Origin of the sequence: Cryobacterium soli (assembly GCF_003611035.1) — a bacterium.
In the GTDB taxonomy this organism is placed as follows: Bacteria; Actinomycetota; Actinomycetes; order Actinomycetales; family Microbacteriaceae; genus Cryobacterium; species Cryobacterium soli.
In genome coordinates, this window is the sequence record NZ_CP030033.1 from 1,392,941 (window position 1) to 1,415,109 (window position 22,169).

The window sequence follows — 22,169 nt, forward strand, 5'->3', positions numbered from 1 at the left end:
GCCGCGAAACCGCGCAGCGGGCTTCTCCCTACGGTACCGGAATACCGGCGGCCCCGTCACCCGCCCGGTGCCGCCGGCGGGACTCACCAGGTGCGCTCGGGCGCTCGAAGCGGCCCGCGCGGGTACGATAACCCGATGAATACTCGATCCTCCGCAGAGTCCGGCGCCCGATCGGCCGGACGTGCCGCCCAGAGTGCCGGAAACAACCCGCATCTGAAGACCCTGGCCAAGGTCGGTTACGCGGTCAACGGGCTGCTGCACGGCCTGATCGGCGCCATCGCCATCAGCCTCGCCATCGGCGCCGGCGGGGAGAGCGCCGACCAGTCCGGCGCCCTCGGTCAGCTCGCGCAGTCCCCCGGCGGCATTTTTGTGATCTGGACCATCGTCGTCGGGCTGGCCGCCCTGGGCCTCTGGCAGGTTCTGCAGGCGTTCCTGGTGCAAGGCGGCGACCCCAAGAAGGTGTGGGCGAACCGCCTCAAGGAGATCGGGAAGGGTGTGGCCTACCTTTTCGTGGCCGGAACGGCCCTGACGGTGGCGCTGACGGGGTCTGCGGACTCGTCGGGCAGCACCTCGTCGGCCAGCGCATCCGTGCTCGCCCTGCCCGGCGGGCCGGTGCTGCTGATGATCGCCGGGCTGGCCGTTCTGGCCATCGGCGGATACTTCGTCTACAAGGGGGTCGCTCAGAAGTTCACCGAGGACCTCGCCGTGCCCTCCGGCACCCTGGGCACCGTGACGGTGGGCCTGGGCGTCGCCGGGTACATCGCCAAGGGAATCGCCGTGGGCGTTGTGGGCATCCTGGTGATGGTGGCCGGGTTCACCGTGGACCCGAGCGAGTCCACCGGGCTGGACGGCGCGCTGCGCTCGCTCGTGGAGCTGCCGTTCGGTGTCGCGATCCTGGTGCTGGTCGGGCTCGGCCTGATCGCCTACGGCGTGTACTGCTTCTTCCGGGCCCGGTTCGCCCGCCTCTAGTTCGCCCCTGACACGCGAAAGCGGTCATCCGGTTGCTTCAGCGTCGCTGAGGCAACCGTATGACCGCTTTCGTGTGTTGCCGGCTAGGCGAAGTGCGCGGCCAGCTCGGTCACGGCCACCTGGGTGCGCTCGCCCGAACGGCGGTCCCACAGCTCGACGATGCCATCGGCCGCTCCGCGACCCACGATCACGATGGTGGGGATGCCGATCAGCTCGGCGTCGCCGAACTTGACGCCGGGCGACACCTTGCGGCGGTCGTCGTAGAGCACGTCGCGGCCGGAGGCCTCGAGCATCGCGGTCACGGCCTCGCTGGTCTCGAAGACCACCTCGTCGCGGCCCGTGGCGATCACGTGCACGTCGAACGGGGCAACGGCCTCGGGCCAGATCAGGCCCTTGGCGTCGTTGTTCAGTTCGGCGATCACGGCCAGCGCGCGGGTGACGCCGATGCCGTATGAACCCATGGTGACGGTGACGAGCTTGCCGTTCTCGTCGAGCACCTTGAGCCCGAGCGACTCGGCGTACTTGCGGCCGAGCTGGAAGACGTGCCCGATCTCCATGCCGCGGGCCAGCTCCACCGGGCCTGAGCCGTCGGGGGCGGGGTCGCCCGCACGCACCTCTGCGGCTTCGACGGTGCCGTCGGCGACGAAGTCACGGCCGGCGACGAGGCCGAAGACGTGACGGCCGGCCTCGTTGGCGCCGGTGATCCACTCGGTGCCGTCGACCACGCGCGGGTCGACGAGATACCGGATGCCGGTGGCCGACTCCGCGCCCAGCATCGCGCCGGTAGCGGACCACGGGCCGATGTAGCCCTTGACCAGGCCGGGGCGGCCGGGGATCTTGTCGAGCTTGGCGAAGTCACCGTCGTTCGCGGCCTCCACCTCGGCGGGAGCGAAGGCGACCTCGACGCGCTTGAGGTCGACCTCACGGTCGCCGGGCACACCGATCACGACGATCTCGCGGGTGCCGTCGGGCTGCACGAGCGCAAGGACCACGTTCTTGAGCGTGTCGGCCGCGGTCCACTCGCGCCCGTCAGGGCGCGGGTGGTTGGCGTTGGCACTGTCCACCAGGGTCTGGATGGTGGGGGTGTCCGGGGTGTCGTGCACCTCGGCGGCCGGGAAGCCGGTGAAGTCGATCGACTCGGGTGCCAGGGTGCGGAATGCCTCCACGTTGGCCGCGTAGCCGCCGGCCGAACGCACGAAGGTGTCTTCGCCGACCGGGGTGGGGTGCAGGAACTCTTCGCTCTTGGAGCCGCCCATGGCGCCGGCATCCGCCTGCACGACGACGTACTCGAGGCCGAGCCGGGTGAAGATGCGCTCGTAGGCATCTCGCTGGGCCTGGTAGCTCACGTCGAGGCCGGCATCCGTGTAGTCGAAGGAGTAGGCGTCCTTCATGGTGAACTCGCGGCCGCGTAGCAGGCCGCCGCGGGAGCGGGCCTCGTCGCGGTACTTGTCCTGGATCTGGAAGATCGACAGGGGCAGGTCCTTGTAGCTGTTGTAGAGGTCCTTCACCATGAGGGTGAAGACCTCTTCGTGGGTGGGGGCCAGCAACAGGTCGCTGCCCTTGCGGTCCTGCAGGCGGAACAGGCCGTCGCCGTACTCGTCCCAGCGACCGGTGACCTCGTAGGGCTCGCGCGGCAGCAGGGCCGGGAAGTGCACCTCGAACGCGCCCGCCGCGGCCATCTCCTCGCGGATGATGGTCTCGATCTTGGCCTTGACCTTGAGGCCCAGCGGCAGCCAGGCGAAGATGCCCGGCGCCTGACGACGGATGTAGCCGGCCCGCACAAGCAGGCGGTGGCTGGTGACCTCGGCATCAGAGGGGTCTTCGCGGAGGGTACGGAGAAAGTAGTTCGACATACGAATAGGCACGCCCCTACTTTACGGCGCGAGCAGGTCGCCCGTCTGCGCGGTCAGCTCACCGCCGCAGCAACTGTTACCCATGCGGACAATTGCGCCCGGCATATCGGACGCAATTGTCCGTTGCGGGAACAGTTAGCGGATGGCGGGAAGGTTAGCGGGAGCCGACCGTCACGACGGGGGCGCCGAGGGAGTCTTCACTGGGCGGCATCTCGGCGGCCATGCGGTTGGCCTCCTCGATCAGGGTCGCCACGATCTCGGACTCCGGAACGGTCTTGATGACCTCGCCGCGCACGAAGATCTGGCCCTTGCCGTTGCCGGAGGCCACACCGAGGTCGGCGTCGCGGGCCTCGCCGGGTCCGTTGACGACGCAGCCCATGACCGCGACGCGGAGCGGCACTGTCATGCCCTCGAGGCCGTCGGTGACGTCGTTGGCGAGCTTGTAGACGTCCACCTGGGCCCGGCCGCAGCTGGGGCAGGAGACGATCTCGAGCTTGCGCTCACGCAGGTTGAGCGACTGCAGGATCTGCAGGCCCACCTTGATCTCCTCGGCGGGCGGGGCGGAGAGGGACACCCGGATGGTGTCGCCGATGCCCTCACCGAGCAGGATGCCGAACGCCGTGGCGCTCTTGATGGTGCCCTGGAAGGACGGGCCTGCCTCGGTCACGCCGAGGTGCAGGGGCCAGTCGCCACGTTCGGCGAGCAGCCGGTACGCCTTGACCATGATCACCGGGTCGTTGTGCTTGACCGAGATCTTGAAGTCGTGGAAGTCGTGCTCCTCGAACAGGCTGGCTTCCCAGACGGCGCTCTCGACGAGCGCCTCCGGGGTGGCCTTGCCGTACTTCTGCAGCAGGCTGGGCTCGAGGGAACCGGCGTTGACGCCGATGCGGATGGAGACGCCGGCAGCCTTGGCCGCGGCGGCGATCTTGCCCACCTGGTCGTCGAACTTGCGGATGTTGCCCGGGTTCACCCGCACGGCCGCGCACCCGGCATCGATGGCCTGGTACACGTAGCTCGGCTGGAAGTGGATGTCGGCGATCACGGGGATCTGACTCTTCTTGGCGATGATCGGCAGCGCCTCGGCGTCGTCGCGGCTGGGCACGGCGACCCGCACGATGTCACAGCCGGAGGCGGTGAGCTCGGCGATCTGCTGCAGCGTCGCGTTGATGTTCGTCGTCGGTGTCGTTGTCATCGACTGCACGCTGACGCGAGCGTCACCGCCGACGAGGACCTTGCCGACCTTGATCTGGCGGGACTTGCGTCGGGGAGCGAGGATTTCGGGGACTTTGGGCATACCCAGGTTTATTGCGGCCACGAATGTAGCTTACGCGTGCCTGGCTCAGATCCGCCTGAACGCCCAGCCGGGCCCGCCCGTCGGCGACGGCGGACGGGCCGGCCTACGCCTGGTCAGCCGGCTGGCGGTGAGCTGTCCCGGTTGGCGCGGAGCACCTCGAGCCGGGCGCGGTACTCGACCTCGTCGATGTCGCCCTGGGCGAATCGTTCGGCCAGCGTCTTCTCGGCGCTGCGCGCATCCGCCTGGCCGGCGCCATACGGGCCGTTCGGGTAGGCGTAGGGGCCCTGCCCGTTCCAGCCCCGGCGCCAGCGGCGGCCGAAGATGGCGAAGAGCGCCACCACCACCACGATCCAGAACAGCGGGATCAGCAGGAACAGCCAACCGAATCCGCCGCCGCCCATGCCCCAGCCCGGGTGGGCGGCGAGCCCGGTGAGAACTGCAGTGGTCAGCATGATGTCTCCATTCGTCGGGGGCTCTGGTGTGAACCGGTGCCTCCAGCGTGCCCACCGGGGGCAGCGGGCGAATCTGCCCGCAGGAGTCACCTGCCGTACACCCGCGGGAGCACCCGGCGATGTCGTTACCGGCCGGGAGCGACCAGGCCTGCCTCATAGGCGGCGATGACCAGCTGTACCCGGTCGCGGGCGGCCAGCTTGCCCATGATCCGGGACACGTGGGTCTTCGCGGTCAGCGGGCTGAGGAACAGTCGCTGGCCGATCTCCGTGTTGGTCAGCCCCCGGCCGACGAGGCCGAGCACCTCCTTCTCCCGCTCGGTGAGCGCCCTGAGGGCACTGTCGTCCCGCGGCTCGGTCTGCCCTGACGCCATCCGGGCCAGCAGGCGCCGGGTGACGCTCGGCGAGAGCAGGCCCTCCCCCGCCGCAACGACCCGCACCGCGCGGATCAGCTCGGCCGGTTCGGTGTCCTTCACCAGGAACCCGCTCGCGCCGGCGCGGATGGCCCGCGCCACGTACTCGTCGAGTTCGAAGGTGGTGACGACCACGATCCGGGTGTTCCGGAGGTCTGCGTCGCGCACGATCTGTTCGGTGGCCCAGAGGCCGTCGCCGTCCGGCATGCGGATGTCCATCAGCACGACGTCTGGACGCAGCCGGGTCACCGCAGCCACGGCGTCGCGGCCGGTTCCGGCCTCTGCCACCACGTCGAGGTCGGGCTCGGACTCGAGCAGCGACCTGAACCCGGCGCGAATCAGCTGCTGGTCGTCGGCCACGACCACCCGGATCATCCGCTGCCCCGCTCGCTCTGCCCGGCGCGGCCGGCGGGCAGCGGGAGCCGCGCTTCGACCAGGAAACCACCGGAGTCCGTCGGCCCGGCGCGCAGCGTGCCACCGAGCAGTTCGGCGCGTTCCCGCATGCCGAGCAGGCCACCGCCCGGTTCGGCCGGCCGAAGCTGTTCCCCTGGCACGCCAGTGTCGGTGACGGTCAGCAGGTAGGCGCCCCGGTCGATGCCGAGGTACACGGATGCCTGGTGCGACCGGGAGTGGCGCAACACGTTGGTGAGCGCCTCTTGGCAGATCCGGTAGAGGGCGAGCTGGGTCGCCGCGGGCGCGGCGCTCTCCACCTCCAGCGCGTTCACGTAGGCGATGTCGAGGCCCTGCGCGCGGAACGAGTCGATCAGCGCCGGGAGTCCGGCCAGGTCGGGCTCCGGCGTCAACGGCGCGCTGGAAGCCTCTGCGGGGTCTGAACGGAGGATGCCGAGCACTGTGCGCACCTCGTCGAGTGCGTTCTTGCTTGCAGCCTTGATGTTCGCGAGGGCGTCCGCGGCCTTCTGCGGCTGGCTGTCGATGAGGTGCAGGCCCACTCCGGCTTGCACGTTGATCTGGGACAGCGAATGCGCCAGCACGTCGTGCAGCTCACGGGCGATGCGCATCCGCTCCCGTTGTTCGGCCGACAGCCGGCGGTCGTCTGCGCTGCGCCGCTGCTCGAGGATGGTCTCCCGGCGGCGTCGGAGCGCTTCGCCGGCGGCCATCAGCAGCACCAGCACGAACGTGGTGCCGGCGATCCGGAACGGGTTGAAACTGATCCCCCAGAGTCCGGCCAGCGCGATGGTGGCCACCCAGGCCAGCGCGACGGATGCGTACACCCAGATCCGCGCGCCCCGCACGATTCCCAGGACGACGGCGAAGGCCAGAGCGGCGAACGGGGTGACCACGGTGGGCAGGATCAGGATCGGTGCCGCGGCGGCGATGGCGCAGATCATGGCCACCGGGCCGGGAAACCGTCGAGCCATGATCAGCGCGAGCGGACCGACGAAGGCCAGCGCGAAGACCAGCAGCGCGGCGGCGGTGAGGCCGGATTCACCGGCACCGGGCAGCGACTCCGCCCAGCGCCGGTTGCCGAACGGTTCCCCGCCCGCGGGCAGGTTCCACCTCCCCCGCCAGAGCTGGAACGCCGTCGCCGGCACCTGGACGAGCAGCGAGACCACGACAGGCAGCCAGAGACGCGCGGACGGCGGAAGCCGCTCGCCAGGCCAACCCCGGCGGCGCTCCGGCCAGCCCGAGTCGTACCCCGTCGGATCCGCGGACGATGACATGTTCCGATGCTACGTCCGCTCGCGCCGTGACGAGTTCGCCCCGGGGAGCGCAGTGCCGCGGCCGGGTACTCCCGTGGGAGTAGACCGGCGCGTGGTCAGCCGAAGAGGTTGATCGGCTTGACGATGTCGGCGTAGACCAGCAGCAGCGTCATGCCGCCGAGCACCACGGCCACCGCCAGGGTCAGCGGCATCAGCTTGGCCGTGTCGACGGGCCCGGGGTCGCGGCGCTTGAACAGCTTCGCGAACCAGCGGCGGATGCCTTCCCAGAGCGCGCCGGCCACGTGGCCGCCGTCCAGCGGCATGAGCGGCACCAGGTTGAAGACGAACAGGGCGATGTTCAGCGACGCGAGCAGCCCGATCAGGCTGGCGGCCTTGCTGGCGAGCGGGATCGTGTCGACGCTGGCGATCTCACCGGCGACCCGGCCGACGCCCACGACGCTGATCGGTCCGTTCGGGTCGCGCTCCCCCGGCCCGAACGCGGCGTTGGCCACGTCGATCAGGCGCTGCGGCAGGTTGAGGATCATGTGGAAGACGCCGGAGATGTTCTCGCCGACGGCGGGCAGCACAGCGGATGCCGGCTGCGGCACGAGTTCGCCGGCCGGGCCGATGCCGACGAAGCCGACCTCGGTGGTTTCCTGAGCGCCGCCGGCGTCGGTGACGACGTTGCCGTCGGCATCCGTCACGTAACGCTCGGTGAGCTTGGGGGTGATCACGAGGGTCTGCTGGGCGCCGTCGCGTTCGACGATGACCTGCAGCGGCGTGCCGGAAGATTCGCGGATGATCGCGGTGGACTGGTCCCAGCTGGTGATGGCGGTGCCGTCGATGCTCACCAGACGGTCGCCGGGCTTGAGGCCGGCGGCGGCTCCCGGAGCGGCTTCGTCGCCCTCCGCGCAGGTCTGCCGGTCGCTGGTGGCCGGCAGCACGCAGGCGCTGACGCTGCCCACGGTGGTGCTGGCCTGGGTGGTGCCGAAGCCCATCAGCAGCACCGCGAAGAGCACCACGGCTATGAGCAGGTTCATCGTGGGCCCGCCGAGCATGATGATGACGCGCTTGTAGACCGGGAGGCGGTAGAAGGCGCGGTGATCCTCGCCCTCGCCGATGGTGTCGGCGCTGGCCTGCCGGGCCTCAGCGGCCATGGTGCTGCGGGCGGCGGGGGCCGGTTCGCCCTCCTGCACCAGCTGGTTGAAGAAGCCGGTGCTGTTGTTGCGCGCGGAGCCGTCCTTGGCGGGCGGGAACATGCCGATCATCGAGATGTAGCCGCCGAGAGGGATGGCCTTGACGCCGTACTCGGTCTCGCCCTTCTTCTTGGACCACATGGTGGGGCCGAACCCGATCATGTACTGGGTGACCTTAACCCCGAACAGCTTGGCCGGCACCAGGTGCCCGATCTCGTGCAGGCCGATGGAGAGCGCGAGGCCCACGACGACCACGGCTACGCCCAAGATGTACAACAGCACGGTTTCCACATCCGTACATTAGCCTTTTCTAGCTGCAAGGCGGCTGGTCGTTGACTGGCACCGGTCCCTGCGTCAAGAATTGCTCCGTACCCGCTTGCTCCCCGCCCTCTTGGAGGCCTTCCCTGTCTGCACCGACCGAGCCGCTTCGTGACGAGTCACGATCCGACAGCCTGATCGGGCTGACCCTGGCGGACAGGTTCACCCTCGACAGGCTGATCGGCACCGGCGGCATGGCCACGGTCTACCAGGCCACCGATGTCTCCCTGGGCCGCACCGTGGCGGTCAAACTGTTCCGGATGGACACCGCTGACGGCTCCGGGCCCCAGCGGCAGAGCGGCGAAGTGATGGTGCTGGCCAGCCTCAACCACTTCGCGTTGGTCACCCTGTTCGACGCCGGCACCGAACAGCTCGACGGTGTCAGCCGGTCGTTCATCGTGATGGAGTACGTCGACGGCTCCGACCTGCGCAGCCGCATCGCCGACGGTGCGCTCCCCGCGGCCGAGGTCGCCCGGATGGGCGCGGACCTGGCCGAGGCGTTGCACTATGTGCACGCCAGGGGAATCATCCACCGCGACATCAAGCCCGCCAACGTGCTCCTGGCACCGTCCGACTTTCCCGGCCGGGTCTCGCACGCCAAGCTGGCCGACTTCGGCATTGCCCGGCTGATCGACGCCACCCACCTCACCAGCACCGGGGCCGTGCTCGGCACCGCCGGGTACCTCAGCCCGGAGCAGGCGATGGGCCACCCGATCGGGCCGCCCAGTGATGTGTACTCCCTCGGTCTGGTGCTGCTCGAGGCCGTCACCGGTGTGCGCAGCTACCCGGGCACGGCCATCGAGTCGGCTATGGCCCGGTTGCAGCGTCAACCCGAGATCCCCGCCGAACTCGGCGCCGCGTGGCACGATGTTCTGACCGGCATGACGGCCCGCGAACCCGCCGACCGCATGTCGTCAGCGGATGCTGCGGTGCGCTTGCGCGAACTGGTCCCGTTGGAGACCTTCGAGGCTGGAGAGTCCACCTGGGCCCCGGCGCCGACCGGTGCGCCCACGGACGGGGCAACCGAGGTGCAGACGGAACTCCTCGAGCGCACGGAGGCCGTTGAGCGCACCCAGGCCGTGGATGCACCCACCCGCCGTCTGCCTGCATCCGGAGGCGACGATGTCACCCGGGCGTTCACCGCGGTCGGCTCGGCCGGCACGTCCGACACCGGAGCGACGACGGTCGAGCTCAGGCCGAACGCGGGGCATCGGCCCCAGCAGTCCGCCCCGGCCGCTCGAGCCTCAACCTGGCCGCGTGCCGCACTCCGGAGCGCCGCCCGGCGTCCCCGCCTGCTGATCATCGCGGCCGTGGTCACGTTGACCGCGGTTCTCGCCCTGGTCTTCCTGGTGCAGCCGAACGACCCGGCACCCGAACCGCCCGCCTATCCCGCTGTCGACGGCGACCTCGGCACCCACCTGCAGCAGCTCCAGGAGAGCGTGACCCCATGAGCGCCACCCGGAAATTCCTGCCCAGACTCGTCGTCGTGCTGGCCGGCGTCGGCCTGGCCTGCGGCATGCTCGCCGGGTGCGCCGCGGCGCCGTCGGCGCTGCACGCCGATGCCGCGAGCGAGTTGAAGAGCGGCGTTCTGGCCGTCAGCACGGCCGCCGCCGCGGGCGACTACACCTCGGCGCAGACCGCCCTCGACACCCTGCGCGAGAGCCTGGCCGACGCCTCGGCTGCCGACACCGTCACGGCGGCGCGGGCCGCAGAGATCCAGGCGGCCATCGACCTCGTCGCGGCCGACCTCGCATCGTCCATCGCCGCGAGCACCCCGGTCGAGACCGCCCCGGTCGAAACCACCCCGGTCGAGACCACCGCGCCGGAGCCCGTGAGCACCGACGACGATCCAGAGGAGGCGCCTGAGGGGCCCAAGGGCCCGGACAAATCCGACGACTCCGGCCCGGACAAGCCTCAGAAGGGCGCCTGCGAAAAGAAGGGCAAGTGCGACTAGAAGACGCCCGCACCTGCTAGACAGTCCTCAGCACCTGATCGTGGTCCACGCCCCACACGTCCGACCCCACAGCCAGGAGGATTCTCATGCCCCAGCACCTTGTCGTCGGAGCCGGTTGGATCGGCAGCGAGTTGGCTCGCCAATTGGTGGCTCGTGGCGATGACGTGACTGTCGCCACCCGCTCGGGCACCGCCCTCGCCGGTGCCACGGCGCGCTCCCTCGACGCCTCCGATCCGGTGGCCTTCTGCCTGGCGGCCGAGCGCGCCCAGACCATCTTCCTGTGCACCAACCCGCCTTACCCGGACTGGGCCCGGCGCTGGCCGCCGGTGTTCGCGGCCGCGATCGCGGCGGCATCCGTGTCGGGCGCGAACCTCGTGGTGATGGGCAACCTCTACCCCTATGGCTCGCCCGCCGGAGCGATGACCGAGCACTCCCCCGAGACCACGACCGAGACCAAGGGCATGATCCGCCGGGACGGCTGGCGCCGGGTGCTCGACGCGCACGAACGGGGCGAGATCCGGGCCGTTGAGGTGCGCGCGAGCGACTACTTCGGCGCCGGGGTGCGCGGCACCGCCCATCTGGGCCAGGCGTTCTTCAGCGCCGTGCTGGCCTCGAAGACCGCCAGGGGGGTCGGTCGGCCCGACCTCGTGCACAGCTGGAGCTTCATCCCGGATATCGCCGCCACCATGGTCGCCGCGGCCGACTATAGGGGCTCGTGGGGACGCGTCTGGCACGTGCCGAGCGGGGCATACAGCCGTACCGATATCGCCGCCCAGCTCAACGCGCGCTACGGCACGCACGGCACGGTCGCCGGGTACCCGCAGTGGATGCTGCGCTCGCTCGGCGCGGTGAGCCCGCTGATGCGCGAGGTGTACCACTCCAGCTATCAGTTCCTGGTGCCGTACGTGATCGATTCGGCCGAGTCCGAGCGGGAACTCGGCATCCGCGCGACGCCATGGGACGAGGCGCTGGTCACCGTGGCGGAGAGCTACCGCGCCCGGTAGCCGGGCTCAGCAGCCGGGCTCGGTCAGCGGCCGATGGCGTCGATGATGGTGTCGGCGGAGGCGCGGGCCCACCGCTCAGCCTCGGCGAGCGAGTCCAGGGTCAGCTCGCCCTGGGTCTCGTGGGCCTCGACGACCCGCTGCACGGTGTCGACGATGTCGAGGTAGCCGATCCGCCCGGCGTGGAAGGCCAGCACGGCCTGCTCGTTCGACGCGTTGAACACCGCAGGGTAGGTTCCGCGTGCCCGGCCGACCTGCTTGGCGAGCTCCACCGCAGGGAACGCGTCGTCGTCGAGTGGCTCGAACGTCCAGGTGTGCGGCGTGGTCCAGTCGATGGGCACGCCGACCGCTGCCACCCGGTTCGGCCAGTCCAGGCCCAGCGAGATGGGCAGACGCATGTTCGGCGGCGATGCCTGGGCGATGGTGGAGCCGTCGATGAATTCGACCATCGAGTGGATGAGCGACTGCGGGTGCACGACGACGTCGATCCGGTCGTAGGGCACGTCGAAGAGCAGGTGGGCCTCGATGATCTCGAGCCCCTTGTTCACCAGGGTGGCCGAGTTGGTGGTGATGACCAGGCCCATGTCCCAGGTGGGGTGGGCGAGGGCTTCCCGCGGGGTCACGTTCGCCAGTTCGGCGCGGGAGCGGCCGCGGAACGGTCCGCCGGAGGCCGTGAGCACCAGGCGGCGCACCTCGTCGGCGGTGCCGGAGCGCAGGGCCTGCGCGATGGCGGAGTGCTCGGAGTCGACCGGCACGATCTGGCCGGGCGCGGCGAGCGCCTTGACCAGGTCGCCGCCCACGATGAGGGATTCCTTGTTCGCCAACGCCAGCGTGCGGCCGGCCGTGAGCGCGGCGAGGGTCGGGCCCAGCCCCACCGATCCGGTGATGCCGTTGAGCACGACGTCGGCGTCGACATCCCGCACCAGCTGTTCGGCCTCGGCGGCGCCCACCGCGGTGTCGTCCACGTTGAACTCCGCGGCCTGTTCGGCCAGGAGCTCCCGGTTGCTGCCGGCCGACAGGCCGACCACCTCGAAGCGGGTGGGATTGGCCTTGATGACGTCGAGCGCCTGGGTTCCGATCGAGCCCGTGGACCCGAGAATGATGATTCGCTGCACGAGCCCATGCTAGGCGCACCGCTCACATATGCCGGGCCGCGACTGACCCGCGCTGTAGGGTCGTTGAGTGACCGGAGCAAAGCACGACCCAGCATCCGAGCCCGAAACCGCGCCGGATGCCCCCGTCGAACAGGTGCCGGCCGCCGACGAGATCGTCGAGCTGACCGCCAAGCCCAAGCGGCCCGGGTTCGTCTACTTCCTCGGCTACGGCATCATGGCGCCCATCGCGCGCCTGGTCTTCCGTCCCCGCATCACCGGCAAGGAGAACATCCCTCGCGAGGGCCGGGTGATCCTGGCCAGCAACCACCTGTCGTTCATCGACAGCATCGTCATCCCGCTCACCGCGCCACGCCGGGTGCAGTTCCTGGCCAAGTCCACCTACTTCACCGGCACCGGGTTCAAGGGCTGGGTGTCACGCCAGTTCTTCACCTCGATCGGCGCCATCGGCGTGGAACGCGGCGCGGGCCAGGCCGCCCAGGTGGCCCTCGACGCCGGCAAGGAGGTGCTCGACGTGGACGGCGCCTTCGCGATCTACCCGGAGGGCACCCGCTCCCTCGACGGCCGGCTCTACCGCGGCCGCACCGGCGTGGCCTGGCTGGCCCTCACCACCGGCGCCGTGGTCGTGCCCGTCGGACTGATCGGCACGCAGGAGATCATGCCGGTGGGCTCGAAGATGCCGCGCATCCGCCGCATCAGCGTGAAGTTCGGCGAGCCGATCGACGTGAGCGTGCACGGCACCGCCGACTCCGGCCGGGCCCGCCGCAAGGCCACCGACGACATCATGGCCGCGATCCACGGCCTGACCGGGCAGGAACTGGCGCACAGCTACAACGAGTCGCCGCCGACCACGGTGGCCCAGCGCGTCAAGCGCGCCATCTGGTGGCGCGAACGGCGCTAGTAGAGGCCCCGCCGGCTTCACACTTAGCCCTTGCGCTCAGTGATGGGCCTCGGCTAACTTAGCCGCATGGCTCAGCTTTTCTCCGCGCTCGACGGTGTCTTCCAGGCCCTCTCCGACCCCACCCGCCGGGCGGTTCTGGGCCGGCTCGGCTCCGGGCCGGCCAGCATCGGCGAGCTGGCCGCGCCCTTCGACATGGCCCTGCCGTCGTTCATGAAGCACATCGGTTACCTCGAACGGGCCGGCCTGATCCGCACCCGCAAGACCGGGCGGGTGCGCATCTGCACGATCGAGCGCGACACGTTCACCCTGATGGAGAGCTGGCTCGACGAGCAGCGCCGCATCTGGGAGGGCCGCACCGATCGTCTCGACCGGTTCGCCACCTCCCCCACCTCCCCCACCACCGACCCGGCCACCGACCCCAGCCGCGACAAGGAGACCCCCGCATGACCGCATCCGCTCACCCCGAACTCGACCTCACGGTCTCCCGCATCATCCGGGCCCCGCGCGCAGCGGTGTGGAACGCCTGGGCCGACCCGGCCAGCTTCGAACAGTGGTGGGTTCCGGCGCCCACGATCTGCCGCGTGCGCGAGATGGACCTGCGCCCCGGCGGCTCCTTCCGCACCGAGATCAGCGACGACGGCCTCGAGTTCGGCCCGCACATCACCGGCTGTTTCCTCGCGGTTGACGAGCTCGATCGCATCGTGTTCACGGATGCGCTGGTCGCGGGTTGGCGCCCCGCCGAGGCCTCATTCGTGACCGCCGTGATGACCATGACCGACCACCCCGACGGCACCGAATACACCGCGACGGCGATGCACCGCAACCGAGCCGACCGCGACCAGCACGAGGAGCTCGGCTTCCACGACGGCTGGGGCACCGTCATCCGCCAACTCGCCGAACTCGTCGAACACGACGCACGTTCCTGAGGACATCGTGCGCAAGGAAGGACGGAATCCGGGATTTCGTCCTGCCAAAGTCCCGACATCCTCTTTTCGTGACGTGACCTCAGGGGTGTGACTCGCGCCCAACGTCGACCCATTCGTGCCCGACGGCCTCCAGCTCGGCCGCCCCGGCTGTGACCTGGGCTACGATCGCGCCCAGCCACTCGGCGTCGTCGCCGGCAATGCTCAGCACGGCAGTCTCTGCGTAAGTCGTACCCAGGATGAGCACCCCACGCTGGCGCAATTCGGCCTCGATACGACCTGCCTCCGCATGGGAGAGCGCGAGCGTGAACAGTTCGCGGCGTTCGCGCGCCACGAGCAGGCCGCGAGATTCTGCCAGGTCGATCGTGGTGAGAACGGCCTCAGAGTAGGCGCGCACGAGACCGCCGGCGCCGAGGAGTGTGCCGCCGAAATAGCGTGTGACGACGGCGACGCAGTCGACAAGCCCCCGGCCCGAAAGCGCCTCGAGCATGGGCCGGCCCGCCGTCCCAGACGGTTCACCGTCGTCATTGGACCGGCGCACCTGATCGGGAGTGCCGCTCGGCCCGACCACGAAGGCCGAGCAGTGGTGGCGCGCAGCCCAGTGTTCGGCGCGCGCGGCGTCGATGGCGTTACGCGCGGCATCCTCGGTGTCGACCCTCACCACCCGGCAGAGGAATCTGGATCGTTTAACGTCGATCTCGGCCGAGACCTGGCTGCCGACGCCACCGTGCAACGTGAGATCGGGCATGAGCTCAGTCTGGCGCACCCGGCTACGGTGTCGGCGTCACCGTCCAGGTGCCGTTGGTCTGGATCGCCATGACTCCCGGCAGGTCCACGTCGTACACCTCGGAGAACGCTTCGGTGTTTCCGAACAACTTGGGCGAGTCGGAGGTCGTGAACACCCGTCCGGAGAACGAGTCGTCGGCAGAGGCCGGCGCATAATCGACCGTCAGGCGGGGCACGTCGTCAGACAAGAACAACACGGCCGGCCCGACACCCGACTGCGCGCCGGAGACCGAGGGAATGTCATTCCAGCTCTGCAGCGTCACCGTCCACGGCCCGTCGGCGAGCACGATGAGCGTCTGGTCGACGGGGTCGCTCGTGAAGACGTCCTTGAGGAAGGAGCCGCGCATCGGCGCCGCCATTTCCCCGAATGGAGACATGCGCCCCGGCTCCGTCACCGTCGTCGTGCCGGTGCAGGCCGAGCAGTCGACATGCATCACGACAGCGAATTCGCCCTGGCGCTGATAGGCGACGTTCGAGGGCCCGTTCCCGGAAGCCGACGCGGAGGTGCCCTCCGCCACGACACCGGCGTCCACGGTCTCTGCCACGGGCTCCGCCGTCGCCGGCACCGTAGCGGTGGGCGTCGGGGTCGGGGTCGGCGTGATGAGATCCTCGATGCGCGGCGGCGTCGTGTGCGTCGGACTCGGCGTCGCCTCGGGCGCCGACCCGGCACAGCCGCTCACGAGCAGCACCGCCGCCACGATAGTTCCCGCCAGTCCCCCACCACGTCGAATCCCCATGACCCCACCCTGCCATGCCCCGCCCTCGCAGCGCGCTCCCGTGTCATTCACCGGCGGCGTTCTCCCGGCTATGCCCGTCGGTCGGTCGCGCCTGTGCGGTCCCTGCCTGTGCGGTACAGCACCGGAACGAAGACCGCAAAGACAACGGCACCGATCCACCCGCTGATCGCACCGATTTCGGGCACAACGAAGATGCCCGCCGTTCCGACCAGCAGGAGCGCCGCGGCCAGAACCGCGTACACCTTCATGCCGTACAGCGATATGAAGACCAGGTAGTGCGCGCCCACGACGATCAGCGACGCGGGAAAGAACAGCATCGGCTCGTAGGACCCGAGCGCTAGGGCAACGAGAAGTCCCAGGGGGACCGTGAAGGCCGATTGCATGGCCAAGGCTGTCGACGGATGTCCCTTCGGCAGCATCCCGGAGCCTGTCGTGAGCCTGAGGATCACGGCGGACAGCGGGAAGATCAGCATGCCCGCGAAGAAGAGGACAGCCATTGCCGCACCGGGCGACACAAGGAAGTAGACGGTGTTGGCCGCCGCCCACAGGATGACGGAGACGAGCGGACCGCTATAGCCGCCGCGATAGATCCGGCGGACGTCAGCTTGGGCCCCGGCGATGCTCATCAGCTCTGACGAGTTCACCTCATCCACCTGTGAAGCTTTCATCGGCCAGCTCGGAGCCGGCCTCGGTGCACGCTGCAGACAGCGCATCCTGGCCGGTGTACCACTCCGCCGAGCAGAGCTCCGACCACTGCGAACGACGCAAGAATGATGGACTGTCTACTCACTGGGCCCCCCTCAGGACGTGCACATCAGGGACACAGTATCGGCCCGTCAGAGCCGGTGTCGCGGTGGACACGTTGTCCCGTGCGGATCGGAGCGGTCGGTGCTATTATTTCGCTATGTCACGAAATAACGAAGAGGGGATCTTCGATGCCTTGGCGAACAGCAACCGCCGCCGCATTCTGCAGTTCCTCCGTGACAAGGACTTCGTACGCGCCGGCGATATCGCCCGCGATCTGGAGATCGGACACTCGACGCTCTCTGCCCACCTCAAGGTGCTTCGTCACGCCGACCTGGTGGTCTCCCGGCGGCAGGGAACGGAAATTCACTACCGAGCAAACCTGACGGTGATTGAAGAAGCGATCGTCGCCCTGTCGAGATTGCGTCGTGATGACGGACCACAGGATCCACCGACTCGAGGAAAAGAGAGCTGACTCATGCCGAATCTGAGACTGTCACCCGAGCTGCGAGCATTGCGACCGGCGATCATCGTCGTGGTCGTCGCGTGCGTGACGATGATCGTCGCGTCGGTTGTCTACTGGCCGGAAATGGCGGAGTCCCTCGTGACACGGGCCGCGAACGATCGGCACGGCGAAAGCGTGGTTCAACGCTGGTTCGCCGTCGGGGCATTCCCACTCTTCCTTCTCGTTCTTTCTGCACTACTGGGGGCGACGCCCGCACTCGATCGGAAGCTTCGCACGGCGATTTCGCAGAAGCCCGCACCGAATCCCAAGAACGGGGCGCGCGTTCTGGGATATCTGCTCTCGGGCGTCGCGATCGCGATGACGGTGTCGCATTTCGGACTCCTGAGCGCATTCGCGGGAACACGTTTCCCGATGAACGAGGCGATGGCGGCGAGCCTCGGACTGATCCTCGTTCTGTTCGGCAACGCGCTTCCCCTCGCTCGCCCCGAAGACGTGTCTCTGCCGCCCTTCGTAGTGCGCCTGCAGGACGCCGTCGGGCCGATCTATCGCCCGGCGGGCCGTGTCCTGGTACTGATCGGTGTCGCAGCCATCGCCCTGGCGTTCGTGTCGGCCTGGGCGGCACTGCTTCTGGCCACCCTCGGAATCATCGCCCTGATCGTGGGCATTTACCTGATCGGGTTGGTGCGGATGCGTCGCCAGGCTGACGCCTGACGCCAGCCCGCGTTCAGCGTCGGCAGCCGGCGACGGGCATCCGTGCAGCCGGGCGGGGCGAGCCCCCAGCCGACATCCGTAAGCTGGAGCCATGTCTTCTTCCTTCTCGGTCAGCCAGGAGCGCAAGCTCGTCACCGCCCTTCCGGGCCCCCGGTCAATCGCGCTGCAGGAACGACGCGTTCGCGCCGTGTCCGCCGGCGCGGGCACCCTCGCGAACATCTACATGGACCACGGCGCGGGAGCGATCCTGGTCGACGTGGACGGCAACCAGATCATCGACCTGGGCTGCGGCATCGGCGTGACCACCATCGGCCACGCCCACCCCGAGGTGGCCGCCGCAGCCGCCGCGCAGGCCGGCAAGCTCACCCACACGCTCTTCACCGTCACCCCGTACGAGAACTACGTGCGCGTCGCCGAGAAGCTCGCCGAGATCACCCCGGGTGACTTCGAGAAGCACTCGATCCTGGTGAACACCGGAGCCGAGGCGGTGGAGAACGCGGTGAAGATCGCTCGCAAGTACACCGGCCGCCGCGCCATCGTGAGCCTGGACCACGCCTTCCACGGCCGCACCAACCTCACCATGGCGATGACCTACCGCCCGTGGCCGGAGCGCGTGGGCATGGGCCCGTTCCCCGGTGAGATCTACAGCGTGCCCACCAGCTACCCGTACCAGGACGGCCTGTCCGGCGAGGAAGCGGCCGAGAAGACCATCGACTACATCCAGACGCACATCGGCGCCTCGGAGATCGCGGCCTTCTTCGTCGAGCCGATCCAGGGTGACGGCGGCATCGTCATCCCCGCCCCCGGCTACTTCAAGCGGCTGAGCGAGTTCTGCACCGAGAACGGCATCGTCTTCGTCTCCGATGAGATCCAGGCCGGCATCGCCCGCACCGGAGCCTGGTACGGCATCGAGCACCACGGTGTGGTGCCCGACCTGGTCACCACGGCAAAGGGCATCGCCGGCGGTTTCCCGCTGGCCGCCGTCACCGGCCGCGCCGAGATCATGGATGCCGTGCAGCCCGGTGGTATCGGCGGCACCTTCGGCGGCAACCCGGTCTCGACCGCGGCGGCCCTTGCGGTCTTCGACATCATCGAGCGCGACAATCTGCTGGGCGAAGCGCAGCGCGTGGAGAAGGCTCTCTGGGCCCGCATCGGCGACTGGGCAGGCAAATTCGACATCGTCGGCGACGTGCGCGGCAAGGGCGCCATGTTCGGCGTCGAGCTCGTGCACCCCGGCACGAAGAAGCCGTTCCCCGAGGCGCTGTCGTTCGTGCTCAAGCACGCCACCACCAACGGCGTGATCGCACTGGATGCCGGCAGCTGGGACTCCGTGCTGCGGATCATGCCGTCCGTGGTCATCTCCGAAGCCCTCATCGACGATGCCGCCTCGGTGCTCGAAGAGGCCTTCACGCTGTTCCAGGCCGCCCAGAAGTAGGGTCAGTTCGCTGGTTGAGCTTGTCGAAACCGGGTCACCGGGTCTACTTCGACAAGCTCAGCGCAGCGTCGACAAGCTCGACCGACGAGATGGGAACCGACCGCAGACCGGGTTACGCGGCCTAGAGCAACGAGGCCGGTTCGGCGATGATGGTGACCGCTTCGTGGCCCACCGGGAAGTTGACCGACGCGGCGATGAAGCAGGCCTTGGCCGCCTCGGCGTGCAAGGACTCGGCCAGCTCGGCCTGGTCCGGGTCGGCGATGGTGACCCGGGGACGCAGGGTCGCGGCGGTGAAGTGACCGCCGCCATCCGCCGTCTGCGCCATGGTGCCGATCGCATCGTCGGAGTAGTCGACCACGATCACCCCGTGATTCACGGCCACGTGCAGGTAGGACAGCATGTGGCACTGGCTGAGGGCGGCCAGGAGCAGCTCCTCGGGGTTCCACCTGTCGGCGTTGCCGTGGAAGGTGCGATCGGCCGAACCGGCGATCGGCTCCTTGCCTGCGGAGGTGAGGGTGTGTTCCCGGCCATAGGCGCGGTAGCTGCTGGTGCCGGTCCCCCTGTTGCCGGTCCACCGGGTCTGCACGGCGTAGTGATGTGCACCGATCATGGCGACTCCTTCGGGATAAACGCGTCACTGTCAATTCTCGCAGGGAATCATCGTGGCCGCGGGGGAACCGGCCGGTAAACTGGCCCCATCATGACTGACACGTTGACTGACTCCGCTGCCTCCTCCTCCACCCCGGCTCCCGTGTATTCGGTGAGCCAGGAACGCAAGATCGTCACCGCGATCCCGGGTCCGCGTTCCACGGAGATGCACCAGCGACGTCTCGCTGCGGTGTCCACGGGCGTCAGCTCCGCCCTGCCCGTATACATCAAGAAGGCCAGCGGCGCCATCGTCGTCGACCTCGACGACAACCAGTTCATCGACCTCGGCGCCGGCATCGGCGTGACCACGGTCGGGCACTCCGAGACCAGCGTCGTCGCCGCAGCGACCGACCAGCTGGGCGACTTCGTGCACACCCTGTTCACCATCACCCCGTACGAGGAATACGTGCGCGTGGCCGAGCTGCTCGCCGCGCACACCCCCGGCAGCTTCGCCAAGAAGAGCGTGCTGATCAACTCCGGCGCTGAGGCCGTGGAGAACGGTGTGAAGATCGCCCGCAAGTACACCGGCCGCCGCGCGGTCGCCGTGCTGGACCACGCCTACCACGGCCGCACGGTGCTCACCATGGCGATGAACTACAAGGCGGCGCCCTACGCCACCGGCTACGGCCCGCTGGCCAGCGATGTGTACCACGCCCCCAATTCCTACCCGTACCACGACGGCCTCACCGGCGAGCAGGCCGCGGCCCGCACCATCGCCTACCTCGAGAAGGTCATCGGAGCCAGCGACCTGGCCTGCCTCGTCGTCGAACCCATCCAGGGCGAGGGCGGCTTCATGGTTCCCGCCGAGGGCTACCTGCCGCTGCTGCAGGAATGGTGCACCGCCAACGGCGTCGTGATGATCGCCGACGAGATCCAGAGCGGCATGGCCCGCACCGGCGCCTACTTCGCCAGCGAGCACTTCGGCTGGGAACCCGACCTGGTGCTCGTGGCCAAGGGCATCGCCGGCGGCATGCCGCTGGCCGCCGTGACGGGCCGCGCCGAGGTCCTCGACGCTTCCCAGCCCGGCGGCCTCGGCGGCACCTTCGGCGGCAACCCCGTCGCCTGCGCCGCCGCCATCGCCGTGTTCGAGGCCATCGAACGCAACGACCTGCTCGCCGCCGGCCAGCGCATCGAGAAAACCCTCCGCACCGGCCTGTCCGCGCTGGCCGACAAGTACGACATCATCGGCGACATCCGCGGTCGCGGCGCCATGATCGCCATCGAGCTCGTGCAGCCCGGCACGCAGGACACCGACAAGACGCCCAACGCCGCCGCCGTCACCGCCATCGCCGCCTACGCCGCCCAGCACGGTGTGCTGCTGCTCACCGCTGGCACCTACGGCAACGTGCTGCGGTTCCTGCCGAGCCTGGCCGTGTCGGATGCGCTCCTGGCCGACGCCCTGTCGGTCATCGACGACGCGATGGCGACACTGTAGCCGTGACGAGCACCACGAGTTCCGCCGCCTTCGGGGCGGCCGGCCCCTCGGGCAGCGCGGGAACCATCGAGGTCATCGACTCGGTCGAGCTCGCCGTCGTCGAGCGGTCCGGTTTCATCGAGTCCCGGCACGCCGGCGCGGCCGTGCTGCTCGGCAGTGACGGCGCCGTGCTGCGCGCGCTCGGCGATGTCAACGCGCCGGTGTTCCCGCGCTCGTCGATGAAACCGTTCCAGGCCATCGCGGTCATGGCCAGCGGTGTCGTACTGCGCGGGGAGGATGCCGCCATCGCGACGTCCAGCCACTCCGGCACCCAGAAGCACACCGACCTGGTGCGTGGGCTGCTCGCCCGCGCCGGTCTTTCCGAGGCCGACCTCGGCTGCACGCCCACCTGGCCTGGGGACTCCGCCACCCGGGACGGCCTCGTGCGCCAGGGCGCAGGCCCCGCCCCGATCTACTCCGACTGCTCAGGCAAGCACGCGGCGATGCTCGTCGCCTGCGTGCAGAACCACTGGCCGATCGTGGGGTACCTCGACCCGGAGCATCCGCTGCAGAAGCGCATTCTCGACGTCGTGGAGCGGTTCACCGGCGAACGCCCGACGGCCTCGGGCGTCGACGGGTGCGGCGCCCCCGTGCACGCGCTGTCGCTCACAGCGCTGGCCCGCGGTATCGCCCGCATCGCCACGTCCAAGTCGACCTCGCCTTTCGCCATCTACCGTGAGGCCGGCTTCCTGGCCGAGGCCGTGCGCGAGAACGGCTGGGTCATCGCCGGCCCCGGACTGCCGGACTCGATCGCGATCGAGCGACTGGGCCTGTTCGTCAAGGGCGGCGCAGAGGGCATCATGGTGGCCTCGGCCGACAACGGGATGACCGTGGCGCTGAAGATCCTGGACGGCAACCTGCGCGCGGCCACCATCGTGGCGCTGAGCCTGCTGGCGGACGCCGGCGCGGTGCCCCGCTCCGAGGTCGACGCCATCGTCCCCGAGCTCAAGCTCGCGGTCTTCGGCGGCGGCCAGCCCATCGGCCAGATCCGCGCCAGCTACGTCTGACCTGGCCCGCTGATCCCGCCGGGGCCGCTGCTCACTGTTCCCGAAGCGGACAACTGTTGCCGGCATACCGGACGCAATTGTCCGCACGGGGAACAGTCAGGGCCGCACCGCGGCCGA

General features: G+C 69.2%; 23 protein-coding genes. 12 read left to right on the forward strand and 11 right to left on the reverse strand.

Annotated features, from left to right (window positions below; genetic code table 11):
- The first annotated feature begins 135 nt into the window (after positions 1-135).
- A complete protein-coding gene (locus DOE79_RS06320; RefSeq protein WP_120337758.1) occupies positions 136-969 on the forward strand; it encodes a DUF1206 domain-containing protein in 834 nt (277 codons plus the stop codon).
- An 83-nt stretch (positions 970-1,052) separates the two neighbouring features.
- Here the strand turns inward: DOE79_RS06320 and DOE79_RS06325 are convergent, their stop codons facing one another.
- The 6 genes from DOE79_RS06325 to DOE79_RS06350 form a co-directional block, all read right to left on the reverse strand.
- The gene (locus DOE79_RS06325) at positions 1,053-2,822 is read right to left on the reverse strand and encodes a proline--tRNA ligase (RefSeq protein WP_120337759.1); all 1,770 of its coding nucleotides are present in this window, start codon (positions 2,820-2,822) and stop codon (positions 1,053-1,055) included.
- A 154-nt stretch (positions 2,823-2,976) separates the two neighbouring features.
- Positions 2,977-4,137 carry a flavodoxin-dependent (E)-4-hydroxy-3-methylbut-2-enyl-diphosphate synthase gene (ispG, locus tag DOE79_RS06330; RefSeq protein WP_181445866.1) on the reverse strand — a complete coding sequence of 387 codons (1,161 nt, stop codon included), beginning with the start codon at positions 4,135-4,137 and terminating at the stop codon, positions 2,977-2,979.
- A gap of 92 nt (positions 4,138-4,229) precedes the next feature.
- On the reverse strand, positions 4,230-4,568 hold the full coding sequence (locus DOE79_RS06335) for an SHOCT domain-containing protein (protein ID WP_245977158.1): 339 nt from the start codon (positions 4,566-4,568) through the stop codon (positions 4,230-4,232).
- A gap of 125 nt (positions 4,569-4,693) precedes the next feature.
- Positions 4,694-5,353 (reverse strand): response regulator, encoded by a 660-nt coding sequence (locus DOE79_RS06340; protein WP_120337760.1) that lies wholly within the window; start codon positions 5,351-5,353, stop codon positions 4,694-4,696.
- On the reverse strand, positions 5,350-6,660 hold the full coding sequence (locus DOE79_RS06345) for a sensor histidine kinase (protein WP_120337761.1): 1,311 nt from the start codon (positions 6,658-6,660) through the stop codon (positions 5,350-5,352). Before DOE79_RS06345 ends, DOE79_RS06340 begins: the two co-directional genes overlap by 4 nt.
- Positions 6,661-6,755: 95 nt before the next feature.
- Positions 6,756-8,126 carry a M50 family metallopeptidase gene (locus DOE79_RS06350; RefSeq protein ID WP_220094292.1) on the reverse strand — a complete coding sequence of 457 codons (1,371 nt, stop codon included), beginning with the start codon at positions 8,124-8,126 and terminating at the stop codon, positions 6,756-6,758.
- A gap of 41 nt (positions 8,127-8,167) precedes the next feature.
- Here DOE79_RS06350 and DOE79_RS06355 point away from each other — a divergent pair, with 41 nt between their 5' ends.
- The 3 genes from DOE79_RS06355 (at position 8,168) to DOE79_RS06365 (ending at position 11,111) form a co-directional block, all read left to right on the forward strand.
- Positions 8,168-9,604: a serine/threonine-protein kinase gene (locus tag DOE79_RS06355; protein WP_245977159.1), complete on the forward strand. Its 1,437-nt coding sequence runs from the start codon at positions 8,168-8,170 to the stop codon at positions 9,602-9,604.
- Complete coding sequence (locus tag DOE79_RS06360) at positions 9,601-10,107, forward strand: hypothetical protein (RefSeq protein WP_120337763.1); 507 nt, start codon at positions 9,601-9,603, stop codon at positions 10,105-10,107. Before DOE79_RS06355 ends, DOE79_RS06360 begins: the two co-directional genes overlap by 4 nt.
- A gap of 86 nt (positions 10,108-10,193) precedes the next feature.
- Entirely contained in the window at positions 10,194-11,111 is a 918-nt protein-coding gene (locus DOE79_RS06365) for an NAD(P)-binding domain-containing protein (RefSeq protein ID WP_120337764.1), read from the forward strand.
- 23 nt (positions 11,112-11,134) lie between these two features.
- Here DOE79_RS06365 and DOE79_RS06370 read toward each other — a convergent pair whose 3' ends face one another.
- A complete protein-coding gene (locus tag DOE79_RS06370) occupies positions 11,135-12,223 on the reverse strand; it encodes a 1-deoxy-D-xylulose-5-phosphate reductoisomerase (RefSeq protein WP_120337765.1) in 1,089 nt (362 codons plus the stop codon).
- Between the two features lie 67 nt (positions 12,224-12,290).
- On the opposite strand from DOE79_RS06370, the gene DOE79_RS06375 reads away from it, so the two are divergent.
- From DOE79_RS06375 to DOE79_RS06385, 3 genes are all read left to right on the forward strand, one after another.
- Positions 12,291-13,121, forward strand: a complete 831-nt coding sequence (locus tag DOE79_RS06375; protein ID WP_425455694.1) for a lysophospholipid acyltransferase family protein — start codon at positions 12,291-12,293, stop codon at positions 13,119-13,121.
- 66 nt (positions 13,122-13,187) lie between these two features.
- Entirely contained in the window at positions 13,188-13,568 is a 381-nt protein-coding gene (locus DOE79_RS06380; protein WP_120337766.1) for an ArsR/SmtB family transcription factor, read from the forward strand.
- Positions 13,565-14,047, forward strand: coding sequence for an SRPBCC family protein (locus DOE79_RS06385; RefSeq protein WP_120337767.1), 483 nt, complete (start codon positions 13,565-13,567; stop codon positions 14,045-14,047). The genes DOE79_RS06380 and DOE79_RS06385 overlap by 4 nt, the downstream gene beginning before the upstream one ends.
- Before the next feature lie 79 nt (positions 14,048-14,126).
- On the opposite strand, the gene DOE79_RS06390 is transcribed toward DOE79_RS06385, so the two are convergent.
- The 3 genes from DOE79_RS06390 to DOE79_RS06400 all read right to left on the reverse strand — a co-directional run bounded on the left by DOE79_RS06390 (position 14,127) and on the right by DOE79_RS06400 (position 16,193).
- Positions 14,127-14,792 (reverse strand): IMPACT family protein, encoded by a 666-nt coding sequence (locus DOE79_RS06390; RefSeq protein ID WP_120337768.1) that lies wholly within the window; start codon positions 14,790-14,792, stop codon positions 14,127-14,129.
- 22 nt (positions 14,793-14,814) lie between these two features.
- Entirely contained in the window at positions 14,815-15,567 is a 753-nt protein-coding gene (locus DOE79_RS06395; RefSeq protein WP_162942624.1) for a hypothetical protein, read from the reverse strand.
- A gap of 68 nt (positions 15,568-15,635) precedes the next feature.
- Positions 15,636-16,193, reverse strand: coding sequence for a DUF7010 family protein (locus tag DOE79_RS06400; protein ID WP_162942625.1), 558 nt, complete (start codon positions 16,191-16,193; stop codon positions 15,636-15,638).
- 278 nt (positions 16,194-16,471) lie between these two features.
- Here DOE79_RS06400 and DOE79_RS06405 point away from each other — a divergent pair, with 278 nt between their 5' ends.
- From DOE79_RS06405 to DOE79_RS06415, 3 genes are all read left to right on the forward strand, one after another.
- A complete protein-coding gene (locus tag DOE79_RS06405; RefSeq protein ID WP_120337771.1) occupies positions 16,472-16,786 on the forward strand; it encodes a metalloregulator ArsR/SmtB family transcription factor in 315 nt (104 codons plus the stop codon).
- A 39-nt stretch (positions 16,787-16,825) separates the two neighbouring features.
- Positions 16,826-17,488, forward strand: a complete 663-nt coding sequence (locus DOE79_RS06410) for a hypothetical protein (RefSeq protein ID WP_162942626.1) — start codon at positions 16,826-16,828, stop codon at positions 17,486-17,488.
- A 91-nt stretch (positions 17,489-17,579) separates the two neighbouring features.
- The gene (locus tag DOE79_RS06415) at positions 17,580-18,923 is read left to right on the forward strand and encodes an aminotransferase class III-fold pyridoxal phosphate-dependent enzyme (RefSeq protein ID WP_120337773.1); all 1,344 of its coding nucleotides are present in this window, start codon (positions 17,580-17,582) and stop codon (positions 18,921-18,923) included.
- Between the two features lie 121 nt (positions 18,924-19,044).
- Here DOE79_RS06415 and DOE79_RS06420 read toward each other — a convergent pair whose 3' ends face one another.
- Positions 19,045-19,533 carry an OsmC family protein gene (locus tag DOE79_RS06420; protein ID WP_120337774.1) on the reverse strand — a complete coding sequence of 163 codons (489 nt, stop codon included), beginning with the start codon at positions 19,531-19,533 and terminating at the stop codon, positions 19,045-19,047.
- Between the two features lie 90 nt (positions 19,534-19,623).
- Here DOE79_RS06420 and gabT point away from each other — a divergent pair, with 90 nt between their 5' ends.
- Positions 19,624-21,006 (forward strand): 4-aminobutyrate--2-oxoglutarate transaminase, encoded by a 1,383-nt coding sequence (gabT, locus tag DOE79_RS06425; protein ID WP_120337775.1) that lies wholly within the window; start codon positions 19,624-19,626, stop codon positions 21,004-21,006.
- Between the two features lie 2 nt (positions 21,007-21,008).
- Positions 21,009-22,052, forward strand: a complete 1,044-nt coding sequence (locus DOE79_RS06430) for an asparaginase (protein WP_120337776.1) — start codon at positions 21,009-21,011, stop codon at positions 22,050-22,052.
- The last annotated feature ends 117 nt before the right edge of the window (positions 22,053-22,169 follow it).